This window comes from Cupriavidus sp. FW305-46, assembly GCF_058787075.1.
The window spans coordinates 1-22804 of sequence record NZ_JBYSZI010000042.1; the positions used below are offsets into that span (position 1 = coordinate 1).

The 22804-nt window shown below is 63.2% G+C and carries 21 protein-coding genes; 14 read left to right on the top strand and 7 right to left on the bottom strand.

Annotated features, from left to right (window positions below; translation table 11 throughout):
* From AC3WON_RS20175 to AC3WON_RS20190, 4 genes are all read left to right on the top strand, one after another.
* On the top strand, positions 1-1027 hold a 1027-nt coding region (locus AC3WON_RS20175), incomplete at its 5' end, for a fumarylacetoacetate hydrolase family protein (protein ID WP_492352585.1).
* A 56-nt stretch (positions 1028-1083) separates the two neighbouring features.
* Positions 1084-2076 carry a Bug family tripartite tricarboxylate transporter substrate binding protein gene (locus AC3WON_RS20180; RefSeq protein WP_492352586.1) on the top strand — a complete coding sequence of 331 codons (993 nt, stop codon included), beginning with the start codon at positions 1084-1086 and terminating at the stop codon, positions 2074-2076.
* A 119-nt stretch (positions 2077-2195) separates the two neighbouring features.
* Positions 2196-4070: an amidohydrolase family protein gene (locus tag AC3WON_RS20185; protein WP_492352587.1), complete on the top strand. Its 1875-nt coding sequence runs from the start codon at positions 2196-2198 to the stop codon at positions 4068-4070.
* 310 nt (positions 4071-4380) lie between these two features.
* The gene (locus AC3WON_RS20190) at positions 4381-5523 is read left to right on the top strand and encodes a porin (protein WP_492352588.1); all 1143 of its coding nucleotides are present in this window, start codon (positions 4381-4383) and stop codon (positions 5521-5523) included.
* Positions 5524-5637: 114 nt separating this feature from the next.
* Here AC3WON_RS20190 and AC3WON_RS20195 read toward each other — a convergent pair whose 3' ends face one another.
* The gene (locus tag AC3WON_RS20195) at positions 5638-6510 is read right to left on the bottom strand and encodes an alkane 1-monooxygenase (protein ID WP_492352589.1); all 873 of its coding nucleotides are present in this window, start codon (positions 6508-6510) and stop codon (positions 5638-5640) included.
* On the opposite strand from AC3WON_RS20195, the gene AC3WON_RS20200 reads away from it, so the two are divergent.
* On the top strand, positions 6497-6727 hold the full coding sequence (locus AC3WON_RS20200; protein ID WP_492317721.1) for a helix-turn-helix domain-containing protein: 231 nt from the start codon (positions 6497-6499) through the stop codon (positions 6725-6727). The two genes, AC3WON_RS20195 and AC3WON_RS20200, sit on opposite strands and share 14 nt — an antisense overlap.
* Positions 6728-6845: 118 nt before the next feature.
* Complete coding sequence (locus AC3WON_RS20205; protein WP_492317722.1) at positions 6846-8546, top strand: site-specific integrase; 1701 nt, start codon at positions 6846-6848, stop codon at positions 8544-8546.
* A 91-nt stretch (positions 8547-8637) separates the two neighbouring features.
* Here the strand turns inward: AC3WON_RS20205 and AC3WON_RS20210 are convergent, their stop codons facing one another.
* The gene (locus tag AC3WON_RS20210; protein WP_492352590.1) at positions 8638-10179 is read right to left on the bottom strand and encodes a cryptochrome/photolyase family protein; all 1542 of its coding nucleotides are present in this window, start codon (positions 10177-10179) and stop codon (positions 8638-8640) included.
* Positions 10180-10798: 619 nt separating this feature from the next.
* Here AC3WON_RS20210 and AC3WON_RS20215 point away from each other — a divergent pair.
* Positions 10799-12391 (top strand): aspartate:alanine exchanger family transporter, encoded by a 1593-nt coding sequence (locus tag AC3WON_RS20215; protein ID WP_492317724.1) that lies wholly within the window; start codon positions 10799-10801, stop codon positions 12389-12391.
* A 53-nt stretch (positions 12392-12444) separates the two neighbouring features.
* Positions 12445-13440, top strand: coding sequence for a 2-hydroxyacid dehydrogenase (locus AC3WON_RS20220; RefSeq protein WP_492352591.1), 996 nt, complete (start codon positions 12445-12447; stop codon positions 13438-13440).
* A 266-nt stretch (positions 13441-13706) separates the two neighbouring features.
* On the opposite strand, the gene AC3WON_RS20225 is transcribed toward AC3WON_RS20220, so the two are convergent.
* A complete protein-coding gene (locus tag AC3WON_RS20225) occupies positions 13707-14150 on the bottom strand; it encodes a GNAT family N-acetyltransferase (RefSeq protein ID WP_492352592.1) in 444 nt (147 codons plus the stop codon).
* Positions 14151-14392: 242 nt separating this feature from the next.
* Positions 14393-14764 (bottom strand): PHA-granule associated protein 4, encoded by a 372-nt coding sequence (locus AC3WON_RS20230; protein WP_492317727.1) that lies wholly within the window; start codon positions 14762-14764, stop codon positions 14393-14395.
* A gap of 226 nt (positions 14765-14990) precedes the next feature.
* Here AC3WON_RS20230 and AC3WON_RS20235 point away from each other — a divergent pair, with 226 nt between their 5' ends.
* Positions 14991-15239 (top strand): diguanylate cyclase domain-containing protein, encoded by a 249-nt coding sequence (locus tag AC3WON_RS20235; protein WP_492317938.1) that lies wholly within the window; start codon positions 14991-14993, stop codon positions 15237-15239.
* Here the strand turns inward: AC3WON_RS20235 and AC3WON_RS20240 are convergent.
* Positions 15178-15744: a DUF6036 family nucleotidyltransferase gene (locus tag AC3WON_RS20240; RefSeq protein ID WP_492317728.1), complete on the bottom strand. Its 567-nt coding sequence runs from the start codon at positions 15742-15744 to the stop codon at positions 15178-15180. The genes AC3WON_RS20235 and AC3WON_RS20240 overlap by 62 nt on opposite strands.
* Entirely contained in the window at positions 15741-16406 is a 666-nt protein-coding gene (locus AC3WON_RS20245) for a helix-turn-helix transcriptional regulator (protein WP_492317729.1), read from the bottom strand. Before AC3WON_RS20245 ends, AC3WON_RS20240 begins: the two co-directional genes overlap by 4 nt.
* Before the next feature lie 315 nt (positions 16407-16721).
* On the opposite strand from AC3WON_RS20245, the gene AC3WON_RS20250 reads away from it, so the two are divergent.
* The 5 genes from AC3WON_RS20250 to AC3WON_RS20270 are packed head-to-tail and all read left to right on the top strand — an operon-like array spanning position 16722 to position 21988.
* Positions 16722-17762 (top strand): hypothetical protein, encoded by a 1041-nt coding sequence (locus tag AC3WON_RS20250; RefSeq protein WP_492352593.1) that lies wholly within the window; start codon positions 16722-16724, stop codon positions 17760-17762.
* Positions 17759-18643 carry a HesA/MoeB/ThiF family protein gene (locus AC3WON_RS20255; protein ID WP_492352594.1) on the top strand — a complete coding sequence of 295 codons (885 nt, stop codon included), beginning with the start codon at positions 17759-17761 and terminating at the stop codon, positions 18641-18643. The genes AC3WON_RS20250 and AC3WON_RS20255 overlap by 4 nt, the downstream gene beginning before the upstream one ends.
* Positions 18644-18646: 3 nt before the next feature.
* Positions 18647-19870 (top strand): hypothetical protein, encoded by a 1224-nt coding sequence (locus AC3WON_RS20260; RefSeq protein ID WP_492352595.1) that lies wholly within the window; start codon positions 18647-18649, stop codon positions 19868-19870.
* Complete coding sequence (locus tag AC3WON_RS20265) at positions 19867-20976, top strand: GNAT family N-acetyltransferase (protein ID WP_492352596.1); 1110 nt, start codon at positions 19867-19869, stop codon at positions 20974-20976. The genes AC3WON_RS20260 and AC3WON_RS20265 overlap by 4 nt, the downstream gene beginning before the upstream one ends.
* Before the next feature lie 4 nt (positions 20977-20980).
* Positions 20981-21988, top strand: coding sequence for a nitroreductase family protein (locus AC3WON_RS20270; protein ID WP_492352597.1), 1008 nt, complete (start codon positions 20981-20983; stop codon positions 21986-21988).
* Between the two features lie 49 nt (positions 21989-22037).
* On the opposite strand, the gene AC3WON_RS20275 is transcribed toward AC3WON_RS20270, so the two are convergent.
* Positions 22038-22724 (bottom strand): cyclase family protein, encoded by a 687-nt coding sequence (locus AC3WON_RS20275; RefSeq protein ID WP_492352598.1) that lies wholly within the window; start codon positions 22722-22724, stop codon positions 22038-22040.
* Positions 22725-22804 lie beyond the last annotated feature (80 nt).

Here is a 22804-nt window from a genome sequence, read left to right on the forward strand (position 1 = left end):
ATCGCTTCGGCGATGCCGACTCCGACCTGCATGGCGATCTCGGCGGCAACCGATAAGCAGTAACGACAAGACAGAAAACAAGGAAGGAGACAACATGGATTACCGTTTATTGACGTTCATGTCAGAAACAGGCCCGCGTGCCGGCATCCTGGTGGGCGAGCGTATCTATGACGTGGCGCACCTGACCACCGTGTCATCGTGGAGCACCGTGCTCGGCATCCTGGAGCAGTGGAGTATGGCCGGGAGCGCGCTCGAGGAAGCTGCCCGCCGCATCGAGGCCGGGGCCGCAAGGTCGGGCGGCCAGCCGCTTGCGCAAGCCCACCTGCTGGCCCCGGTGCTGCACCCCGGCACCATCTACTGTGCCGGCGCCAACTACAGCGATCACCGCGAAGAGATGGCGCGTGCGCTTGGCCTGGAGCCGACCCCGGATATGAAGGAGCTTGGCGAAACGCCATGGCATTTCATCAAGACAGGCCGCAGTTCCGTGGTCGGTCCCAACGCCGCCGTCACGCTGCCGGCATACGCCAAAAACGTCGACTGGGAAATCGAGCTTGCCGTAGTGATTGGAAAGCCCGCCAAGGACGTCCCGGTGGAGAAGGCGCTTGATCATGTTGCCGGATACACCATTGCCAACGACCTGTCGGCACGCGACGCGATGCGACGGGCCAAGATGCCGCCGACCAGCCCTTTTCACCTGGACTGGATTGGACACAAGAGCTTCGATGGCTCATGCCCGATCGGGCCGTGGATCGTGCCGGCGAGCCAGATCGCCGATCCGCATCGGCTTGCGCTCAAGCTCTGGGTATCCGGCGAGCTGATGCAGGACTCGAGCACGGACAAGCTGATCTTTGACATTCCAGAGCAGATCTCGATGCTGTCGTCGCGCGTCACGCTGCAGCCTGGCGACATGATCCTGACCGGCACGCCGGCCGGCACTGGCGCGCCGCAAAAGCGCTTCCTTCGCCCTGGCGAAACCGTGCGGCTGTCAATTGAAGGCATTGGCGAGTTCGAACACAGCATGGCCTGAACCTGCGCTGTTTCCTCCAATCGCCTTGCCATCTCAATTGCAGGAGAAGACCACACATGTCGGGCCTCAAATCAATCATGCTGTCCACGCTGGCCGGTATTGCGCTATGCGGAACAGGATCCAGCGTTTCAGCGGAAGAGTTTCCATCCAGGGTCGTCCGGGTGCTGTCCCCGTACGCACCAGGGCTGGCTCCGGACGTCGCGTTGCGCATTGTCGCGGGAAAACTCGAGCGGAGCTGGCAGGGGAAGCCGGTCGTGATCGAATCGCGCCCCGGTGCGAACGGCACGCTGGCGATCGGTGCTGCCAAGAAAGGCGACGCCAGCGGGCACACTTTGCTGCTGCTCGGCCATTCTCATCTCACCATCAATCCGGTGCTGCATTCGAATCTCAACTATGACGCGCAGCAGGACTTCATTCCGCTGGGCATGCTCTACCGGGCGCCGTTCTATATTTGCGTGGCGACAAACAGTCCGTACAAGACCGTGGGGGACTTGCTTGCCGCGGCCAGGGAGAAACCCGGCAAGCTGACCTACGCAACCAGCTACATCGGAAGCCCTTCGCACTTTGCCACCGCCAAGCTCGAATTCATGACCGGAACCGACATGCTCCCGGTCCACTATGCGACCGAAGGCACGCAGGCATATACCTCGATTGTCAATGGCGATGTGGTGTTCACGCTGGCGTCGGCAGCATCTGTCGAGCCGCTGGTGAAGTCCGGCCGCCTGCGCATGCTTGCCACGACTTCTCCCACGCGCGTGCCCAGTCACCCGGAGGTTCCCACGATCCGCGAATCCGGTGGGCCGGCGGACTACGAGTTCGAGACCTGGTCGGCCCTGGTGGCGCCGCGCGGCACCTCGGAGAGCGTGGTTCGCAAGATTCGCGCCGATATCAGCAAGGCACTGGCTGACCCTGAGGCGAGGGCGCGCCTCCAGTCCCTGGGCTTTGAACCGGCGCGGGAACGGACCCAGGAAGAATTCTCCTCGCTCATTCGCGATGACCTGAAGCGAAACCAGGACCTGATCAAGCGCACCGGCATTTCGCTGCAGTAGCGGTTGTCAGCGGGCGCCGCTTCGCCTCACAGATCAAGGAATTCCGGGAGCTGCCGCCATCGACTGCGGCAGCATCGCAACGCGTGTACTGAATGGCAAATCCATTGCGGGAGAATGACGTGTACGGCCACGACAAGAACGATGTTGATGAACGGGAAGCGCGGGATGGCGGAGGACGCCCGGCCGCACCAGCCGATCGCGGCGGCTTTTCCAGGCGCGATTTTCTACGAGGCGGCCTGGCCGGTGTAGGCGCGGTGGCGGGTGCCGCCGTGGCTGGCAACAGCCTTGCACAGAAGCCGGGGGGCATGGCCCCGCTTCATGGCCGTTACGGCGCGGCGGAGGCGACCGTGCCAGGACGGAGGATCCTGCTGAAGGGTGGGATCGTACTGACGCTTGACAAGAAAGTAGGCGACTTCGAAGTTGCGGATGTGCTGATCGAGGGAAAGAAGATCGTCGCAGTTGGCCCGAACCTCAAGGCCGAGGCGCAAACGATCGACTGCTCCGGCACCATTGTCATGCCAGGATTCATCAGCACCCATCATCACCAGTATGAAAGCCTGCTCCGCAGCCTGACCACCGACGTGCTGCACATCCGGAACATTCCCACCGACGCCGAGCAGCCAAAGGCGGTATGGCCGCTGGAGACCTATACCACGGTGGTCCAGCAGATCTGGACGCCAGGGCGCATTCCGAATCCCGCCGGCGGCGGGACGCCCGTATGGGATCTGGGACGCCCGCCCTATGATCCCGAGGATTGCTATCTCGCGGAGTTGCTTGCCAGCCTGAGCCAGATCACCCAGGGCATCACGACAAGCACTGACACCTCGCAGTCGTCGCATACGCCTGCCTATACCGACGCGATGATCCGGGGCCTGATGGATTCAGGGCAGCGCGCCGTCTTTGCCTATTCACCGGGGACTGACAGGTCCGCGCAGTTTCCGGACCAGCCCTATGAGTGGCCCGGCCGCAGCGGCGATACGTCGTTCGGCCTTGGCCGGCTGGCCAAGAAGTACTTCAGTTCGCGCGACCAGCTGGTGACGCTGGGCGCATGGGCCAGCTGGAAGCCGGTAGTCGATCCCAGGACGAAGCAGGAGCAGAACTATACGGGGTGGCAACTGGCGCGCGAATTCGGGGCGTTGATCAACAACCATGCCGCGCATGGCCAGATGGTCAAGGACATGGCTGCGGATCCGCGCAACGGCACCGACTGGTCTGACGTCACGCTGGTGCACTGCAACCTCTGGCAGGACGAGCCCGTGGCCCAGATCGGCGTCAACAACGTCACCTCCCGGGCCTGGCAGATCCTGTCTGAGAGGGGCGGGCATGCGTCCATCTCGCCGCTGGTCGAGATGCAGATGCGGCACGGGATGCCGCCGTTCCAGCTATGCCTGAACTATGGCATCTTGCCCAGCCTGAGCCCGGATATCGAGGCGAACATGACGGCGAATCCGTTTTCGCTGATGCGCAGCGCCTACACACTGCAGAGAGGCCTCGCCAATGACCTGGTCTATCTGCTCAGTGACCCCAACCAGCTCTCGGTACCGCAGCTCGTGACATCGCGGCAAGTCATCGAGATGATGACGGTCGCCGGCGCGGCGGGTTCCGGGCTGCTGGATAAGGTCGGGACACTGACGCCGGGCAAGGAAGCCGATATTGTCATCCTGGACGCGAACACCATCAATACCGCGCCAATGAACAACGTGCCCGGGACGATCGTGACCCTGATGGAATCGCGCAACGTCCGCGATGTACTGATTGCCGGAAAAGTCATGTACCGAAACGGCAAGCTGGTCGGTTGGGATGTCGGCAAGCTGGTGCGCGATATCAACAAGGCTCGCGACCGCATCCTCGCACGCATCAACGGCCCGGCGCTGGTGGGCTCCATTCCCAAGGGCCTGAACAGCCAGTCCGATCCCTACCGGCCGAACTTCCTCGGGTCAAACGGATATCACGGACAGAACAAGACCGCGCCGGAGTACGTGCTGCGGCCGTAGTCGCACGCAACCTTCTTGCGGCCGGTGCCGGGACCCCGCCGGTCCGGCCCGCAGTCATCCTTGATCCAGCTTCCATGGTGGCGGTTCGGCCAGGCCGAACCTGCCATGGGGACGGCCGCGTGCGCCGTGGAGAAATCGATTTCCGATCACGCGTCTTTGCGTGCCAAAGATGGAAGTGATCTGCCTTTCCTTTGTCGTCTTACAGATTGTGAGCAGGTAATTTGTTCTTGGAGGAGCGCTGTCGCCGGGAAGTACGAGGGCGGTTGGCCGGCGGCAAGCAAATTATTCTTATATATGGAGAGCATTGGACATGAAGAGATCACAGGCTTCGCTGGCGGCACTGACGCTGTTTTCCGGCGCCGCGTATTCGCAATCGAACGTCACCTTATATGGCGTGCTGGACGCCAATATCGAATACGTCAGCAATATCTCGCAGGCCCCCACGACCGTGAATCCCGCCACCGGGCAAGTCAACGCCGGCCCTGCGGAGAACAAGATCGGGCTTTCCAGCGGCGCACTGTCCGCTGCGCGCTGGGGCCTGCGCGGGGCTGAGGACCTTGGGGGAGGCATGCAGGCAGTGTTTTCGCTGGAGAACGGTTTTGGCGTGGACGATGGCAAGCTCAAGCAAGGCGGCCGCCTGTTCGGACGCCAGGCCTTCGTTGGCCTGAAAAGCGGGCTTGGCACGATTACCTTCGGCCGCCAGATGACCGCGCTCAGTACCGCGCTTGGCAATTACTCGCCGACGGCATTCGCGTATCAGTATGAGCCCGTTGATGTGATGACCGGCGTGAACTACCGGTCAGACAACACCGTCAAGTATGTGGGAACATTCGGCGGCCTCACCGCCGCGGCGCACTGGACCTTCGGCAATGGTGCCGCCGGCGCGGGCGAGGTGCCCGGCCAGCTCCGCAGGGACAGCGGCTATGGTGCCGGCCTGTCCTATGACAGCGGGCCTTTCGGTGTCAGTCTTGCCTATGACCAGTATGACCCGACCATCAATGCCGCGACCGGTGCCACCGGCAAGTTCCGCAAGGCTGCCAGCGCGGTCAAGTACAGCTTCAAGCGAGGCGTGGTCATGGCGGGCTATCGTTGGGAAAAGAACCTGTTCCCTGACGATTCCACGGCATTGCGCGATGATTTCTGGTGGATTGGCGGCAACTACGAAGTCCTTCCGGCGCTGACCCTGACGCTGGCTTACTACTACCAGAACATGAAGACCCTGAAGCTGGTGCCGACGGCGCCGACGACCAATCCGGCCAATCCCTGGCAAGTGTCCTTCATGGCCGACTACAATCTCTCCAAGCGGACAGACATTTACCTGACCGCCGCCTACGCCAAGAACGCCGGTCTGGCGCTTCACAATGCCACCCTCGGCTTCGCCAACATCTATGCGCTGGGGCAAGGCAAGAACAGCATGACGGGCGTCGCAGTCGGCCTTCGACACAAGTTCTGATTTCTGTCGAAGGGCGCGGTGCGCTGATGACGCGCGAAGTGAAGCAGGTGCAGACCAGCTCCCCTTCGCGCAATGCTTGCGAGCCGGCCGCGGTCACGTGGGGGTATCCCCGGCTTATCTGGCGTTCGTGAAGGCGGGGATACCGCTCCGCGCATTCGCCTGCCTTGCCAGCTCAAGCTCCTGCGCCGAAGCACGGTCGCGGACCCAAGCCAGCACCTTCGGCGTCATCAGCTTGTGCCATAACGGCGGAATCATCGCGATCACCATCGTTGTCAGGTAGCCGATCATCATCGGCGCCGCCGGAAATGGCCGCAGGTCCTGGAAGGGCACCTCACCCTGGGCATGACGATGCGAGTGCCGGGTCAGGTTGAACATGGCCCATGAGCTGACACGCTTGTTGGTATTCCATGAATGGTGCGGCAGGACCGGCGTATCCGGATCGCGAACCATGCCGTAGTGCTCCATATAGTTCACGACCTCGAGCAGGGCCTTGCCAAGGAGTGTGCTCACGGCAAAATTGCCCGCGCCTTGCCAGCCACCGATCGCATAGGCGGCAACCAGCAGGATTGCGCTCATCAGCTGGCCGCGGATGACGGCGTTATAGGCGGAAAAAATGCCATGACCCTCGCGTTTCAGGCGCTCCTCCTCGATCTTCCATGCACTGATATTGCCCTTGATGGTCGATGCGACGCTATGGAAGTAGACATTGCGTCCGCGCGGCGCCGTGGCAGGATCGTGCCTTGTCGACACATAGCGGTGGTGGCCATAGACGTGCTCGATCGAGAAGGTGGTGTCGAAGCTGAACGCCAGCAGCCATCTGCCAACCAGCATCGATACCGGGTCCCAGGTGCGATGCGTCAGTTCATGGCCCGGGATGGTGCCGATCATGCCGATCATCAGGCCGGTGAGGAGTGCACCGCAGACATGGTGCCCCCAATGCGTGGCAGCTCGCGCGGCGAGTGCGTCGTAGCCGATGAGTTGGTGCACGAGAGCGCCGATACTGGACGATATCCGCCGCCGGCTGGCAATAGAGCACCTGAAGGCGAATCGCCTGACCATCCAGGAGATCGCATTCACGCTCGGCTTCAGCGACCTGGCGAATTTCAGGCGCGCCTTCAGGCGCTGGGAGGGTATGGCGCCTTCCGATTACCAACGGCAAGTCCCCGGGATCGCTGCAACACCATCGGAACGTCGACGGCCCTGACCGTTGCGCGCATGGCGCAGCGATCCGGCATCAGCCCTTGCGCTACAAGCTACCAATCCAGCTATTACGATAAGTATCCTTATCGTAATAGCAACATCGATGCGCTAAACTGGCGTATATGAAAACTCGCTTGACCCTGACCGCCCCGGAACCGACCCCGCCATCCGGCTTCCCCGATGCCACCTCACTCGCCGCGCTGCGCGCCTGGCATGCCGGGCTGACGACGCGCGAAGCCGTCGCACGATATCTGGGCGAGGAGCGGGCGCAGGGCCAGTCGTCGCGCGGCATCCTCGGGCGCATCCGCCGCCAGCTTGCGGCATACGCCCGCAGCCGCCAGCGCGAGGACCTGGCTGCGCTGTTTGAAATTTCCGCAGCCGAGCGGGCGGAGAAGGGCAGGGCAGGGGACCATGCCATCGAGACGCTGCGCACGCTGCCGCCGCCGGCACCGGCCATCAGTGACGACATCGGCTTGTGGCTGGCGCCGCGCACGGTCGCTGCATTGCGGGCGCAGGGCATCGACACGCTGGCGGCACTGACCGTTCGGGTGCCGCGCCGGCGCCGCTGGTGGGCCGCGATCCCGGGCCTGGGCGCGGCCGGGGCCCGGCAGGTCGAAGCCTTCTTTGCCCGGCACCCGCAACTGACCGAACGCGCCCGGGCGCTGCTCGCGCAGGCGCCGCGGGGCATGGTCGTGCCATGGGAGCAACTGCGGCTGCCGCATGACGTGGATGGGTCGCAGGGGAAGTTCCGCGCGCCGCGTGCGACCTGCGCCCTCAATGCGGACAACGATTACGCGGCGATCCAGGCGTGGCTGGCCTTGCATGAGTCGCCAGCGACGCAGCGCACCTATCGCAAAGAGGCCGAGCGGCTGATCCTGTGGGCGATTGTCGAGCGCGAACGGCCGTTGTCGTCGCTGACCACTGAGGATGCGACGGCCTATCGCAGCTTCCTGCGGCGGCCGGCGCCCCGGGAACGCTGGGTAGGGCCAGCGAGACCACGTACCTCGCCCGACTGGCGTCCGTTCACCGGCAGCCTCTCGGCGCGCTCCACCGCCCATGCCTTGTCCATACTGGGGGCGATGTTCCGCTGGCTGATCCAGCAGCGCTATGTGCTGGCCAATCCGTTCGCCGGGATCAAGGTGCGCGGAGGAGGGCGGTCGGCGGCGCTGGACAGCTCGCACGCGTTCACGGAAGGCGAATGGCTGCTGATCCGCACCATTGCTGACGGCCTCGAATGGTCCTATGGCTGGGACGGCCCGGCGGCCCAGCGCCTGCGCTTTGTGCTGGACTTCGGCTACGCCACCGGACTGCGCGCCAGCGAGCTCGTCGGTGCGACGCTCGGGGACGTTGAAAGCGATCCCCATGGCGACCATTGGCTCAAGCTGGTTGGCAAAGGAGCCAAGGCTGGCAAGGTGGCACTGCCACCGTTGGCGCGCCTGGCGCTCGACAGCTATCTGGTGGAGCGAGGCCTGCCAGTCACGCCGGCGCGATGGGATCCGCATACCCCGCTGATCGGCGGCCTTGGCCAGGATCCGGCCAGTGGCATCACCGGCACGCGCCTGTGGGGCGTGTTGCGGCGCTTCTTCAGGCAAGTGGCGGACTTGATCCAGGCGGATCACCCTTCCGCCGCCGACAAGCTGCGGCAGGCGAGCCCGCACTGGATGCGGCACACCCATGCGACTCATGCACTAGCGCGCGGCGCGGAATTGACGACAGTGAGGGACAACCTGCGCCACGCCTCGATCTCGACCACCTCGATCTACCTGCACGGCGACGAGATGAAACGGGCCCGGCAAATCGGCGCGGCGTTTTCCGCGCCCTAGTGGCTTGGTGCGATGGCCCGGAGAACAGCCGGGGAGTGGAGGGCGCTCGAGCCGGTCGAACGCCATTAGCCGGAATCGCGGTCTGCAACGGCTATATCGATTTCTTTATCGCCGCATACCTTTCAAGGGTCTCTTTCCGCGCAACTTCGTGCTGCACGATCGGGGGTGGATAGTTCTCCCCAAGCTTCACCCCCGCTGTAGCCAGTACATTCACAGGCGCCGTCCATGGCGCATGGATGTACTTGTCTGGCATCTGTGTCAGCACCGGCAAGTACTTGCGGATAAATCGCCCCTGTGGATCAAATGTCTCCGATTGCTTGACCGGATTGAAGATACGGAAGTACGGCTGTGCATCGCAGCCCGTTGACGCAGCCCACTGCCACCCGCCGTTGTTGGCCGAGAAATCGAAATCATTGAGCTGGTCGGCGAAATATTGCTCGCCGCGTCGCCAGTCGACGCCGAGATCCTTGACGAGAAAGCTCGCAGTCACCATCCGTAGACGATTATGCATGTAGCCGCTCTGGCGGATCTGCAGCATCGCGGCGTCGACCAGCGGATAGCCGGTCTGCGCGTCGCACCATGCCTGAAAGTACCTGTCGCCCGTGACAGAGTCGACCCACTGCAGCGCATCGTATTCGGGGCGGAAAGACTTGCCGTCGGCCACGCGGGGATGGTGGTGGAGGATCATGAAATAGAAGTCGCGCCAGATCAGTTCGGATAGCCAGACGGCCGCGCCGGCGCTTTCGCTGCCGCCGCGCAGTACGGCGTCAAGCGCGGCTCGCGCCAGCGTGCGGATCGAGATCGTGCCGAAGCGCAGGTGTACCGACAGGTAGCTCGGGCCGCGCAGCGAGGGGAAATCCCGCCGGTAGCCATAATCGCCGATGCGGTCGATGAATTCATCGAACAGTGCATGGGCGCCATCCATGCCGGTGGGCATTGCAATCTCGGCAAGATTGCTGACAGCGAAGCCGAGATCGTGCAGCATTGGCGAAGCCTTTGGATACTGGCGGGGCGCCGGTGCCAGGGCGCCCAGATACTTGTCGACTGGATACGGTCGAAGGTCGAACGGCTGCACTGCGCGTAACCACGCGTTCTTGTACGGCGTGAAGACGCTGAACGGCTGGCCTTGGCCGGTCAAGAGCTCGTCAGCCTCGAAGATAACCTGGTCCTTGAATGTGAACAGCACCCGGGAGTCGGAAGCCAGTGCCTGACGCACGGCCGTGTCACGCCGCTTCGCGGCAGGTTCGTAGTCGTGGTTCGTGAAGACGGCTTCGGCATCGAGTTCGGCCGCCAGCCTGGGATTGGCATCGCGCGCGATATCGTCAAGCACAATCAGGCCGCCGCCCGCGTCGGTCAGCGTCCTGCGTAACGGCTCTAACGACCTCAGGATGAACTCTACACGTCGATCGACCTTGCGTCCGCGTGCAATCAGCGGGTCAAGGATTTCGCGATCGAAGACAAACACGCACCACACTTGGCGGCAGTGCTTGAGGGCATAGTGCAGCGCTGCATGGTCATCGGCGCGCAGGTCGCGCCGGAACCAGACCAGGCCACCCGCGAACTCCAGGTCGATTCGGTATGGCAGGCGTCCGGTGCCGGCTGTTTCGGGAGCAGGAGTAAGGGGATTCGGCATTGCCGTAATTTAGTCCCATGTAGCGTTGTCGCACAGCCCGATTTGCGGGTATTGCCTGCACCGCAGCCTGGCAGGATCAGCGTGACGCCAGAAACCGGGCTGTCTTCTGATGAATCCTGGAAGCTGAGCCGTACGTTGAATTGACCGGCGATAGCCTGCATATTCCGCACGGATTCGTGCCCGTTCCCACCCGACATACCGGATGCCAGCAGATTGGTGGATTTCCGGCGGCTTTGGATGCGCTGCGAAGATCTCGCCGACGCGATGATCGCCTCGATTGGTTAGCGCGCGGTTGGCCGCAGCATGTGGGGGGAAAGTAAGGCCGGCGCTACCGTAAGGTGGAGATAGGGCTTGAAGTCTGGAGGTGCCAACCGGCTGTTTGACCGCGCGCCGCTTCAATTCTTGAACTTGTGCGGCGCATCGTATATTTTCGAGGGGCATTCCGGTGGTTGCCGCCGTGCCGGCCGGTGCCTGTCACGATGATCGGGTTCATACAAGCCGCACTCGATAACGCATGCCCGGAACAACGGTTGTCAACCCCGTCCGCGCAGTCCGCGCGTGACCCTGCGCAGTTGCGTATCGCTGCCCCCTTGCTCCTGCCCATCAGAAAGGAGCTGCCATGGATGCAGTCCGGACATTGCTCGAAACCCAGCCGCTGCTCACGCTGTTCCTCACGGTTGCACTGGGCTATGTCTTCGGCGAGATCAATATCAAGGGCGTGTCGCTCGGTTCGGGCGCGGTGCTGTTCGTGGGGCTGGCGATCGGCGGGTTCGCGCCGAAGTCCGCGCCGCCTGCCATCCTTGGCACCCTAGGGCTGCTGCTCTTTCTCTATGGCATTGGGATCCAGTACGGGGAGCAGTTTTTTAAGGGTCTGACCAGCCCCGATGGCATCAAGGCCAACGCCGCTGCGGTCCTTGGCGTGGTTGGCTCCGGACTGCTCGCGGTTGCGTTGGTGCCGCTGGTCGGCGTGAAGCTAGACGAGTCGCTAGGCATGTTCGCCGGCGCGGGCACCAGCACGGCAAGCCTGCAGGCCGCGATGGCGGCGATGAAGAGCGACGGCGCCGCGGTGGGCTACAGCGTCGCATACCCAGTCGGCGTGGCAGGGCCGATCCTGTTTCTGTATGCCCTCACCGCGCTGCTCAAGCCGAATATCGTGCGGCCGCCGCCAAAGCTGATCGAGACCGCCGAGATTGCGCTGACGAACCCGGCGTTTATCGGCGCGCGGCTGTCGGAGGTGGTAGCGCGCCTACCGGACGGGGTGGCGATTGCCGCCGTGCGTCGCGCCCACCACAACCACCCCTCCGCCGACGACCTGGTCCTGCAGGCCAACGACGTGCTGCTCGCAACCGCCACCGACCCGGCCGTGCTGCGTGAAGCCACCTCGCTGTGCGGGGAACTGCAGCCGGGCCGCATGACAAGCCATCGCGAAGACCTGGACTATATGCGCGTGTTCGCCTCAAGCCGGCTCGTGGTCGGGCACACGCTGCGCGATATCCGTTTTCCCGAAGGCATGGTCTGCTCGATCGCCCATGTGCGGCGCGGTGATGCGGACCTGATGCCCCGCGATGACCTCACCCTCGAGTTCGGTGACCGCGTCGGCCTGCTGGTCAATCGCGCCCACATGAAGCCGATTCGCGCGCTGTTCGGCGACTCCATCAAGGGCACCGCCGAGCTGAGCTTTATCTCAATCGGCATCGGCGCGGCCCTCGGGCTGCTGGTGGGGCTGATCCCGGTGCCGATTCCCGGCGTCGGCACCCTGGCGCTGGGGCTAGCGGCGCTGCTGCTGGTCGCCCTCGTGCTCGGCCGGGTGCGCCGTCTCGGGCCGTTCGTCTGGACCATGCCGCTGTCGGCCAACCTGGTGCTGCGCAACTTCGGGCTGACCATCTTTCTCGCACAGGTGGGCATTGCATCCGGGCCGAAGTTCTTCGCCACCATCGGCGTGACCGGGGTGTCCTTCCTGATCTATGGCGTGGTGATTCTGCTTGCCCTGCTGCTGATTACTGCGATTTTCTGCCTCTGGGTCTTCAGGCTGCCGTTCGACCTGGCGGTGGGCGTGATCTGCGGCGCGACCGGCAATCCCGCCATCCTTGCCTTTGCCAACCGCGTCGCGCCCACCGACCGACCCGACCTCGGCTACTCGATGATCTTCCCGTCAATGACCATCGTGAAAATCCTGTTCGTACAGGTCGCCGCCACACTGGCTGGCGGATAGTGCAGGGCAACCTGGGCGAAGCGCGCCATGCGATTCGCCGCGGAGACCACATCATGGAAATCGCCGTCTTCAGCGCAAAGTCCTACGATCGTCAACATCTCGATGCCGCGAATGCGGCCGAAGGCCATCAGCTCAAGTACTTCGAAGTTTCCTTGGACAATGAGACGGTGGGCCTCGCCGCGGGCCACGGCGCAGTGTGCATCTTCGTCAATGACCGGGCCGATGCGACCGTGCTGGAAGCGCTCGGACGCGGCGGCACCAAGCTGGTCGCGCTGCGCTGCACGGGGTTCAATAACGTCGACCTGAACGCCGCGCAGGCGCTCGGGATCAAGGTAGTGCGCGTTGTCGACTACTCGCCCAACGCGGTCGCCGAGCACGCGGCGGCCCTGCTGATGGCGGTCAACCGCAAGATCCACCGGGCCTACAACCGCACGCGGGACTTCAATTTCTCGCTCGAAGGCCTGATGGGCTTCGACCTGTGCGGCAAGACCGTGGCCGTGATCGGCACCGGCAAGATCGGGCGCGTGTTTGCGAAAATCATGGTCGGGTTCGGTTGCAACGTGATCGGCTACGACAAGTACCCGTCCCCGGAATTCGAGGCCCTTGGTGGACGCTACGCGGACGAGGGAGAAATCGGCGCAAGCGCGGACTGCATCTCGCTGCATTGCCCGCTCACGCCCGAGACCCATCACATCATCAATGCCGAAACGCTGTCGCGCGCCAAGCCGGGGGCCTTGCTCATCAACACTAGCCGCGGCGGGCTGATCGACACGGAAGCAGTCATCGAAGCGCTCCGGAGCGGGCAACTCGGCGGGCTGGCGATCGACGTGTACGAGCAGGAGGCGGGCCTGTTCTTCCGCGACCTGTCCGGCACCATCGTCGACGACTCCGTGCTGCAGCAGCTAATCACGTTTCCTAACGTGATCGTGACCGGGCACCAAGCCTTCCTCACGCGCGAGGCCGTGACGACCATTTGCGAAACAACCTTGCGCAGCGTGACGGAGTTCGAAAGCGGCAAGCCGCTCACGAACGAAGTCGGTGCCGGTTGAACACGGCTGTCGGCCTCAAATCGTGCCCCGCTAATGGCTTAAACCGCTCCCCGAAAAGCCCACGGTCGGGAGAATGGCGCATGAAGAAGACTGCGGGAAATCAAGCCGCTCGAAGGGAATAGGGCAGCAAGGTCAAGGAAGCCAAAGCCGCGATGAGCCTGGCGTGGTGGAAATTCTTGCATCGACTTCAACCTTGCGAGCCGTCCTCCGTGGCTCCGCAACGCGCCTGGCTGCCCGCTCCGGCGAATGAACTTGCGAGCGAGCTACTACAAGGCAATTTGCATCAGCGTCCCGACATCGGCTGGGGGACAGTTGAGTTCCTGCGAGTGCATTACGGCAGGCGGCAGGTCAGAAAGGTTGATTGGCGCGAAGCCGAGGCGCGCGAAATAGCCGGATGCGGTCTTGGTCTGCAACACTATTGATGCGACCCCTTGCAGCCGGACGTCTGCCACGATTGCGGAAAGCAGAAGCTCGCCGAGACCTGCAGACCTTGCGCGCTGCGCAACAGCCAGTCCTCGAAGAAGTCCTGTTTCCCCATAGCGCTCCACGCCGGCACATCCGAGAAGCCCGGCATTGTCGCGGACCATGATGAAATGGGTGATATGTTCGCGTACCCCCTCGACGCAAAGTGAGGAAGCACGCAGGAGGGCCTCAACCTCAGGCCAATCCTTCTCAGTCGCATAGCGGGGACGCATGACATATTCCTTCATGCAAAGTTCGTCCCCGTCATCCTACTTTTGCCGGGATGCTTCCGCCCGTAGGGATTCTTCTTAAGTAGATTTGCTATCTCCCGGAAGCAGTCTGGCTGGCATGGCGGGCAGACAACATTCTTGCTCTTCAGCGGAGTTCTTTTGCGATGGCATGCGAGCGCGAAGTCCCTTGCCTGCGTCAGCCGGTGGCCCGACATGCGAGATGCCGCCCAACGTATCGCTGTTGGGACAGCATGAACTGGCTAGTTCCAGATGAGCGTGGCTTCTTGCAGCAAGTGACCAGGCAGGATGTAGTCGCCGTGCTCGATAGCGAGTGCCTCGAGTTCGCACAGACAGTCCTCGGACAATGCCGTCATGTCGAACCGGCAGTAGAGGTGTCGCTGTCGGAATGTGAGTTTTTCTCCGCGGAGCCCTCTGGCTAGCGCATCTGCAGACTCCACACAGACATGTTCGATGGTTCGGAACTGTACGACGATGCCGCGCTGTTGCCCAAGTCGTCCGAGTTCGAGCGCGTCTTCCCACGCGGTTTCATAGTCTAGATCGACAGTACTATCTATGCGCGAACTGATGTGCTCAAGCGCGCTTGCTCGATCACGTGCGACGTATACGCTCATAGGGGAGTCTCCCCGATGGGGTCCTTGTGGAGAGGAATATATTCCGAAATAGGGGGCTGGGCAACCCGACGCAGGCTCCAGCCGCAGCCCGAACGCATCAGATATCGTGGGCATCTGAAGATGGCCGATTCTGATTGCGCCGGGGGCATCCGCGAGGAAGCCCGGCAGACGCTGATGAATATCCACATAACCGGCGTAGCAGCGACCAGCCACCTCGTTGCTGCTGATGGATATCCACCACGTCAAGCGCATCAATGATCAGCACGGACACCTGGTGGGTGACCGCGTACTTGCTCGTTTCGCACAAACCGTGGGCCGGGCGCCGCCTTGCCGGCGCTGGCAGGCCCCTGGACGACGGCACGACAAGGCCGAAAGTGTCACGGCGAGAGTTGAGGCGTTTGCTGAAAGCAGAGCTAGGCTTCGTCTGCGGGAACCGCATGACCTTGATCCCGCAAGGCCTTTGTCCAGCGCTTGATACGTGCACGCAGTCGTCCCTGTGCAGCTCTTTCTATCGGCATGTCATTGACGCGGCTGATCGCTGTGCCGGGCAAGACGTAGCCGTGCTGCATCAGGGCCATACAGAAGACACGATCTTTGTCGCGATCCGCTGCCGCCTTGGCCATAAAGAGATCAACGACGTCCAGGCAATAGCCAACCCGCCCGTTCGTGCCCACGGTCTGGATACGCTGCAAGCGGCGTTGCCACCCGGCTGGAAGACACGCTGTCTCTGGCCCGACGCCCTGCGCGTAGTAACCGTATGTCTCGTGAAAGCGCGAGCCTTCGCCGATCGCCGCATCAATCGCATCCGCCTTGTGGGTGGCATTGAGCGGGTAGATGTCGGCCTCCGCGGACATCGTGAAGACCGCCGGGGGATTAGGGATCGGCCCCAGGATTGATTGGCTGCCAACGACAACGAACTCATATTCGTCTGTGATGTCGGCTGCAGCCCGAATGATGTGTTCCAGATTTTCCCGGTTCATTCCTGGTCTCCCAGGACAACGCCTGTCTTCAACGCTTGGACCTGTGCGAGCACATCCTGCCGAAGGGCATCTGGTAGAACTGTGGGCAGGGGAGAGGCCTGGCGAAGCTCTTGAGCACGCCGAGTCCGGCCGAGCGCTTTGCGCCACGACCGGTTCGCAAGAATCGTTTCCCACTCGGACCAGAGCGAATCGGACCGTGAGTCTCCCTGCGCACGCCATCGTCTGAGGACCTCTTGGGCCCGGGCCAGTAGCGCGGGGTCATCCTGAATCAGGCGGATCGCTTCCTTGTGAAGCGCCATGCTCTGCAAGTCCTGAACTTCATGGCGGCTGGGATCAGTCCTGACCCGAACCTGAACCTGCGGTATGGCCCGCTTGGATGAGGCGGCAGCGGAATTCGCCGGCGCCGGTTGGAAAGTATCGCTGACTAACAGGGCAAGGTCACCGGCAACTCCCAGGACGGACATGACGCGCAGGTATGTGCCCATGGTCGGCGCGGGGTCGCCTGCCTCAACGGCAGCGAGAGTCGTCCGGGAGATGCCAACGCGCTTGGACATCTCGACCGTGCCAAGCCCTTTGGCCTTCCGCAGGCGTTTGATGCGGTCGCCGAGTTGCAGCAGCAAGTGACGCTCGAGGACTGAGGTGGTATCAGTGAAGGCTGGCATATGTCCAGTATTTTAGGCAAAATCTGCAGATTCGACTAGTTTACTGAACAAATTATGGCATTTGGCTCATGCAGTAACCTTTGATCCGAATGCGCATTGTGGACACATAGAGTTTCGCTCCATCGGGCCGCTAAGGCAGAAGACCCTGAAACTGCCACCCAGGCCATCGCTAACGATCGAATCACAATTTAACATAATATACATTATGCGAGTATCGAGATATGGGCCAATTAGTATTGGCATACTTGGCCAAACAGCATGTCATACCCTTGCCAAAACTGACCTGCTGCCGGCTTTCTTCCGGTGGCTACGCCCGTGACACCACAGACCGGCTGTTATATGCTCCAAGCCACACTTGCCTTTCAGGCCGGCACACAAGAACAAGGCATCAGCCAAACCTGCATGTTCAAATTCATCGGGCGTTTTCGACAGCGGCTGCGCTACCTGGACCTGAGCCTGAAGGCCAGCCGGTCCGTCCGGATCCGCGTCGTCGAACGGCCTGGCTTGTGGATGGATGCCCGGCAGCTTGAAGCCATGCTGGCCGAGATGCGCGGCATCGTGCAGCGGGGAATCGGCAAGGATCTCGATTACGGGGTGCTTTCCGGCGACCCTGAAAGGCTGCGGCGGGCCGTGATCACGCTGCTTTATGACCGGGACAGCGGCCGGCCGATTGCGTTCAATGCGCTGTCGGTCATGCCGATCGAGGTCAAGGGCCGTCCGGTCGAGGCGATTCACCTTGGGCTGGTGATGGTCGATCCGGGCTATCGCACGCAAGGACTGTCCTGGGTGCTGTACGGGCTGACCTGCATCCTGCTTTTCTTCCGCCGCGGCCTGCGCCCGATCTGGATCAGCAATGTGACCCAGGTGCCGGCCATTATCGGCAAGGTCGCCGAGGTCTTTGTCACGGCCTATCCCAATCCCTTTGAGCCGTCGCGGCGCAGCTTTGAACACCTGAGCGTGGCCCGCGAGATCATGAAATCGCATCGGCATGTCTTTGGCGTTGACGGGGCGGCGGGATTTGACGAGGCGCGGTTCGTGATTACCGATGCCTATACCGGCGGCTCGGACAATCTCAAGAAGACGTTCGAGCAGGCGCCGAAGCATCGGGACGAGCGCGCCAACGAACTCTGCCGGCGGGAACTCGATTACCAGCGCGGCGACGATTTCCTGCAGGTCGCCTGCCTGGACCTGGCCAGCGCGCGGAAATACCTGTTGCGGGAAGTGCCTCGGGACTCGTTGCCCGCCATCCTTTATCAGATTGCGTTCCTGGCTGTCGGTCGGATCGTCCTGCCATTGTTCCACTGGCTGAATCCGCGCGAGCCGCTGGGAGACCTGCGCGCCAGGAAGAGTCAATGATTCCACCCTTCTCCTACGAGGAATTCACGACCCGCAACATCGGTTTCGTGACCGAGGCGGAACAGCAGCAATTGCGCAATGCACGGGTGCTGATCTGTGGCGTCGGCGGCATGGGCGGCGCCTGCCTGCAGGCGCTGGCACGGGTGGGCATTGGCGGCTTTGCGCTGGCGGACTTCGATGCGTTCGACGTGTCGAACCTGAACCGCCAGGTGTTTGCCAGCCTGGATACCGTTGGCGTGAACAAGGTCGAGGCCACCGTGGCGCAGATCCGGCGCATCAACCCGGAACTTGCCATCGAGACCTTCGGCGCCGAGTGGACCGACAGGCTCGATGACCTGCTGGGCCGTTACAAGATCGTGGTCAACGGCATGGATGACATGGCCGCGGGCCTCGCGCTCTATCGCAAGGCGCGGGAGCATGGTGCGACCGTCATCGACGCCTATACCGCTCCCCTGCCCTCCGTCACGGTTGTCCGTCCGCAAGATCCCCGGCCCGAGGAGCGTCTTTCCTATCCCACGGCCGGCATGGACTGGAAGTCCCTGACGCCGGAGCTCAGGCAGGAATGCCTGGGCAAGGAACTGGAATACGTGATGGTCCACTCGAGTTCGGTCCGGCATGTGGAGCTCGGCATCGCCAAGGACCTGCTGACCGGCAAGCGCAAGCGCATGTCGTTTGCGCCGATGGTGATCACCACCGGCAACCTGATGGCGTTCGAGGCGATCAAGCTGGTGCTCGGCCGGCCGCGGCTGGCCGGTGTGCGCGGCTATTTCTTCAATCCCTGGACCATGCGTGTCGAGACGCCGCGCAATGCGCTGACGGCATGGGCGGTGCGCGCGCTGGTACGGCGCTTCATGGCGAGGTTGATGCGAGATGAGGGTTGACGCGTGATTGACGCCCTGGCAAGCGATGTGGCCGTTACCTGGCTCGGCGCGGTGGGCTGTGGGCTCTGCCTGCATTTCCTTTGGTCCCGGCGCGAGGCCGGGGCCGGCACGGGCCTGTTTCTGTTCGGGGTGCTGACGGCGCTGCTGGCAGTGCGGGGCTTTTCCTGGCTGCTTGGCGGCACGGTGCTGGCTCAGCTGGTGTTTGCGGCGGCAACCCTGCTGCCCATTGCCATGACCCTGTTTGCCGAGCACCTGGTGCGGCGCCACCACCCGTTGTGGCTGAAACTGCTGGCGCTGGGCGTGTCGGTGGTGTTCTTCGTCATCAATCTCTTTACTGATCTGCCGGGCAATACGCCGCTGCTGCTGATGTTCCTTGGCTGCTTCGCCGTGGTGACCGCAAGCAATGGCTGGTTCCTGCTGTGGCTGCGCGATGCCGAACTGTCCGACAACGAGGAACGCCTGGCCCGGGCGGTAGTGGTGGTCGTGGCCCTGGCCGTCCCGCTCGCGGCCACCGACTTCCGCGAGGAGCTCGGCCATGTGCCGGTTCGCCTGGGGGCGCTCGGGGCGCTGGCATTTGTCTATGTGTTCCTGAACCTGTCGGAATCGCAGCGGGTCGTGCGCGGGCTGCTGGTGCATATCGCAGCGGCCCTGCTCTTCGCCGTCGTGCTGGCCAGCGTGATGGCGCTGGCTTCGCGCGGGCCCGGCCCGGGCTTTGCCGAGGCCGGCCTGCGCGGCATGCCGGTTGCCATCGCGTGGGTGCTGCTGACTGCGATCTTTGTCCGCATTCGCGCCGTTTCGCTGGCCGGTGAAGGCAACGCGTTCCTGCGCTGGCTGCTCCACGCCCGGCTGGATACGCCAGAGGGTTTCCTGCATTCGCTCAGGCGCCTGCCGCAGACCACCGACCATGTGGTGCTCGGCAACGCGGAGCTTGCGGGCTACGCGCTGGACGCGTTGTTCGACCTGGCAGGAAGGCGGCGTGAGCCCGTCTCGATCGGCGACGCCAGGGCCTGGGCCAGGATCCGGGAAGGCGATGGGGTCGAGGCCGCGGAACAGCTGGTAGACCTGCTCGAGCGCCATGAAATGACCCATGCCCTGCTGATCGCGCGCCAGCCCGCGCAGGTGGTGCTGCTGAACCTGCCGCAAGGCGCCAACGCGGCGATCGGCGAGCTGCGCGCGGCGGTGATCCTGCGGCTGGCGCGCCATCTCGGGCAGCGGGAGGCCGCATGACAACCGTGCTGCGTGAAGGCGATTTCGACGCGTTCTTTGAGGCGCCCTTCGCCTGCTATGGCCGTGATACCCATTTTGTCTCGCCGATGAAGGGGGATCTTGCGCGCGCACTGGACCCGGCGAAGAACCCGCTGTTCCGGCAGTTTGCGCGCCGCACCTGGTTCACCGCCCATCGGGACGGACGGATCGTGGGCCGTATCCTGGCCCATATCCACGATGCATCCAATCATCAATACGGCCAGAAGCGCGGCTGCTTCGGCATGTTCGACTGCGTCGATGACGTGGAGGTCGCGCAAGCGCTGCTCGACGCGGCGGCGGCCTGGGTGAAGCGCAACGGCTGTGACGAACTGGCTGGCAGCTTCAACCTGACGATCACGCAGATGATCGGCATCGTCACCGAGGGCTTCGAGCATCCGCCATACACCTACCAGGAATACACACCGCCGCATATTGCCAGGCTGCTCCAGGCATGCGGCTTCGAGCCGTTCTTTCCGATGCGCACGTTCGAGCTCGACGTGCGCAGCTACGATCCGCAGCAGTTGATCGGCAACAAGCAACGCGCGCTGCTGGATGATCCCGCCTGGCAATTCAAGCCGATCCGGCGGCGCGGCTTTGACCGGCGCCTGCTGGAGGCATGCGCTGTCCTGAACGATGGTTTCTCCGGCAACCCGATGTTCGTGCCGCTGACGGCGGAGGAATTCCTGTTTCCCTGCGCCGGCATGATGTGGATCATCGACGAGCGGCTGTCCTGTACCGCTTATTTCAACGGGGAGCCGATCGGGGTGCTGCTGTGCGTGCCGGATCTCAACCCGTTTCTGCGCGCCACCGGCTTCCGCCTGAAGCTGTCCACGCTCTGGCATCTGATCAGGTTCCGCGCCAGCCGCAAGCGTGCGGCGATCATCTTCTTTTCCGTGCGCAGGGACTACCACAGCCGCGGCGTCAACGGCGTCATGCTGCACCATCTGCTCACGGCGATGCGCGGTGCCGGGTACTCGCACCTGGGCATCAGCTGGGTGTCGGATTCGAATGGCGCCAGCCAGAAGCAAATGGAGAAGATGTGCGCCAGGCCACTGCATCGGCTGCATCTCTTCAAAAAGGCCATCTAGCGACATGCTCACGCTCGATCAGCATCTCACCCTGGTTGCCCAGGCTGGCCGCGCTCCCAGCGCGCACAATATCCAGCCCGCGCGCTGGCGCTTTGCCGGCGACAAGGTTGAACTGTTTGAAGAGCCTGCGCGATGGCTGTCCGTGGGCGACCCCACCGGGCGGGACAACCAGATCGCCCTGGGCATGGCCTGGGAAGGCATGGCCATGGCGTTGTCGACGCTCGGGTTGGGGCTCACGCAGCCTGCGGTCTCCGGCCTGCCCTACCCGCCCGCTACCCCGGGCTTGCGCGCGGCCGCATCCGGCCTGATCACATCAGGTGCGGGCCCGGATCCCCTAGCCGCCTTCGTGGACGCGCGCCGCGCCTATCGAGGCAAGTTTCTCCGTGCGACCCCGGCACAGATCAAGTCGTTGGGCGAATGCGCTGCAGCCCACGCGGAGTTCGTCACGCTGGCCAGCGAGAACAGCACGGCGCAAATCGCCAGATGGTATGACGACGCCGCGGCTGCGGGATTGAATGACCCACGGTTTGCCGAGGAGCTCTGCCACTGGCTGCGCTTGTCACCGCACGATCCAGGCTGGCCGCGCGACGGGCTTTCGGCCGAATGCATGGCACTGTCGCGGTGGGAAGCCTGGGGCGCGTCGATTGCGCTGAGACCTCGTGTGCTCCGGCTGCTCTCGGCGCTTTCGCTAAGCGGCCTGCTGACATCGGAAAGCGCAAAAGTGAAAAGCGCGGCGCGGATCGTCCTGATCCATGCCGCACCCGAGGTCACGAGCTTTGACATCGGGCGCCGCTGGTACCGGTTCTGGCTGGCCATGACTGCCAGGGGCTTTGCCGGCGTGCCGATGTCGGCGCTGGCCGATTCACCTGGCCATGCCGCCATGCTTGCCGAAAGCCAGCGCTTGCCGCGGGGGAATCGGCTCGTGAACATCATGCGCTTTGGGCCTGTGCCGGTCCGCGGCATCCCCCGGAGCGCAAGACTTCCCACCGCGGAGCTGATGCAGGCATCCTGAGCCAACGACGCTTGCGGGGTTGCGGCCCTTACCCAGGGCCCGGCCCTGGCTATGCGTGTTCGCGCACCTCGGCGAAGGCGCGGACAGGGAAAGCCGCCGCGTCCCGCGCCTTCAGCGGGATAGAAAAGAAGCGAAACGGCACGCCATGCAAGCGCGACAGTCCGGTGAGGTTCTCGACGATCAGGATGCCTCGTCCCAGCAACCGGGTGTGCGCCGGGCGTTCCGGATCCTGGGTCGAGTCGACGTTGGCGCAGTCCACCCCGAACAAGGCAATGCCCGCATCGCAGAGCCGACTGATCACGTCGCGTGAGATAAACGGGTGCGATCGATAGATCTCCGTCCCCCAATGGCGGTCCCAGTCGAAATTCACCAGCACGGCCCGGCCTGCGAGATGCTCGGGAAACTGCAGGTCATTCCACGCCAGTTGTTGCCCGGGGGTTGCGTGGCGGGCATCGATGACCACGCCGTCAAGCACCAGCCGGCTGAGATCGAGGGCAGCAATGTCTTCCGCGCCTTCGAAGCGGTGACGGGGTGCATCCAGCTTGGTGCCGACCGATGTCTGGAACGCCACCTCGGAAATCTCGAACGAGGCTTTGCCCTCGTAGTGCCAGCCTGATTGCGCATGTGTCATGAACGGCCGGATATGCGCGGTCAGCTCGACCGCTTCGCCGGTTTCGCGCTTGAAGAGGACGCCAGGCATCCCGTCGTGGAACACATGAGAGAGATCGACAATCATCGCCTGCGCTCCATCCTGGTTGCGCTGAACTGATGCTACTGCCGTGCCTTCATCCGGGTCAAGCTGCCGAAGGGGGCATC

What these genes read in the sequence shown, in the direction of transcription:
- AC3WON_RS20225 (WP_492352592.1), bottom strand. Translation starts at nt 14,150, where the DNA reads ATGAAGGAATATGTCATGCGTCCCCGCTATGCGACTGAGAAGGATTGG.
- AC3WON_RS20215 (WP_492317724.1), top strand. Translation starts at nt 10,799, where the DNA reads ATGGATGCAGTCCGGACATTGCTCGAAACCCAGCCGCTGCTCACGCTG.
- AC3WON_RS20180 (WP_492352586.1), top strand. Translation starts at nt 1,084, where the DNA reads ATGTCGGGCCTCAAATCAATCATGCTGTCCACGCTGGCCGGTATTGCG.
- AC3WON_RS20230 (WP_492317727.1), bottom strand. Translation starts at nt 14,764, where the DNA reads ATGAGCGTATACGTCGCACGTGATCGAGCAAGCGCGCTTGAGCACATC.
- AC3WON_RS20200 (WP_492317721.1), top strand. Translation starts at nt 6,497, where the DNA reads ATGAGTTGGTGCACGAGAGCGCCGATACTGGACGATATCCGCCGCCGG.
- AC3WON_RS20190 (WP_492352588.1), top strand. Translation starts at nt 4,381, where the DNA reads ATGAAGAGATCACAGGCTTCGCTGGCGGCACTGACGCTGTTTTCCGGC.
- AC3WON_RS20220 (WP_492352591.1), top strand. Translation starts at nt 12,445, where the DNA reads ATGGAAATCGCCGTCTTCAGCGCAAAGTCCTACGATCGTCAACATCTC.
- AC3WON_RS20235 (WP_492317938.1), top strand. Translation starts at nt 14,991, where the DNA reads ATGGATATCCACCACGTCAAGCGCATCAATGATCAGCACGGACACCTG.
- AC3WON_RS20255 (WP_492352594.1), top strand. Translation starts at nt 17,759, where the DNA reads ATGATTCCACCCTTCTCCTACGAGGAATTCACGACCCGCAACATCGGT.
- AC3WON_RS20275 (WP_492352598.1), bottom strand. Translation starts at nt 22,724, where the DNA reads ATGATTGTCGATCTCTCTCATGTGTTCCACGACGGGATGCCTGGCGTC.
- AC3WON_RS20240 (WP_492317728.1), bottom strand. Translation starts at nt 15,744, where the DNA reads ATGAACCGGGAAAATCTGGAACACATCATTCGGGCTGCAGCCGACATC.
- AC3WON_RS20205 (WP_492317722.1), top strand. Translation starts at nt 6,846, where the DNA reads ATGAAAACTCGCTTGACCCTGACCGCCCCGGAACCGACCCCGCCATCC.
- AC3WON_RS20245 (WP_492317729.1), bottom strand. Translation starts at nt 16,406, where the DNA reads ATGCCAGCCTTCACTGATACCACCTCAGTCCTCGAGCGTCACTTGCTG.
- AC3WON_RS20270 (WP_492352597.1), top strand. Translation starts at nt 20,981, where the DNA reads ATGCTCACGCTCGATCAGCATCTCACCCTGGTTGCCCAGGCTGGCCGC.
- AC3WON_RS20210 (WP_492352590.1), bottom strand. Translation starts at nt 10,179, where the DNA reads ATGCCGAATCCCCTTACTCCTGCTCCCGAAACAGCCGGCACCGGACGC.
- AC3WON_RS20265 (WP_492352596.1), top strand. Translation starts at nt 19,867, where the DNA reads ATGACAACCGTGCTGCGTGAAGGCGATTTCGACGCGTTCTTTGAGGCG.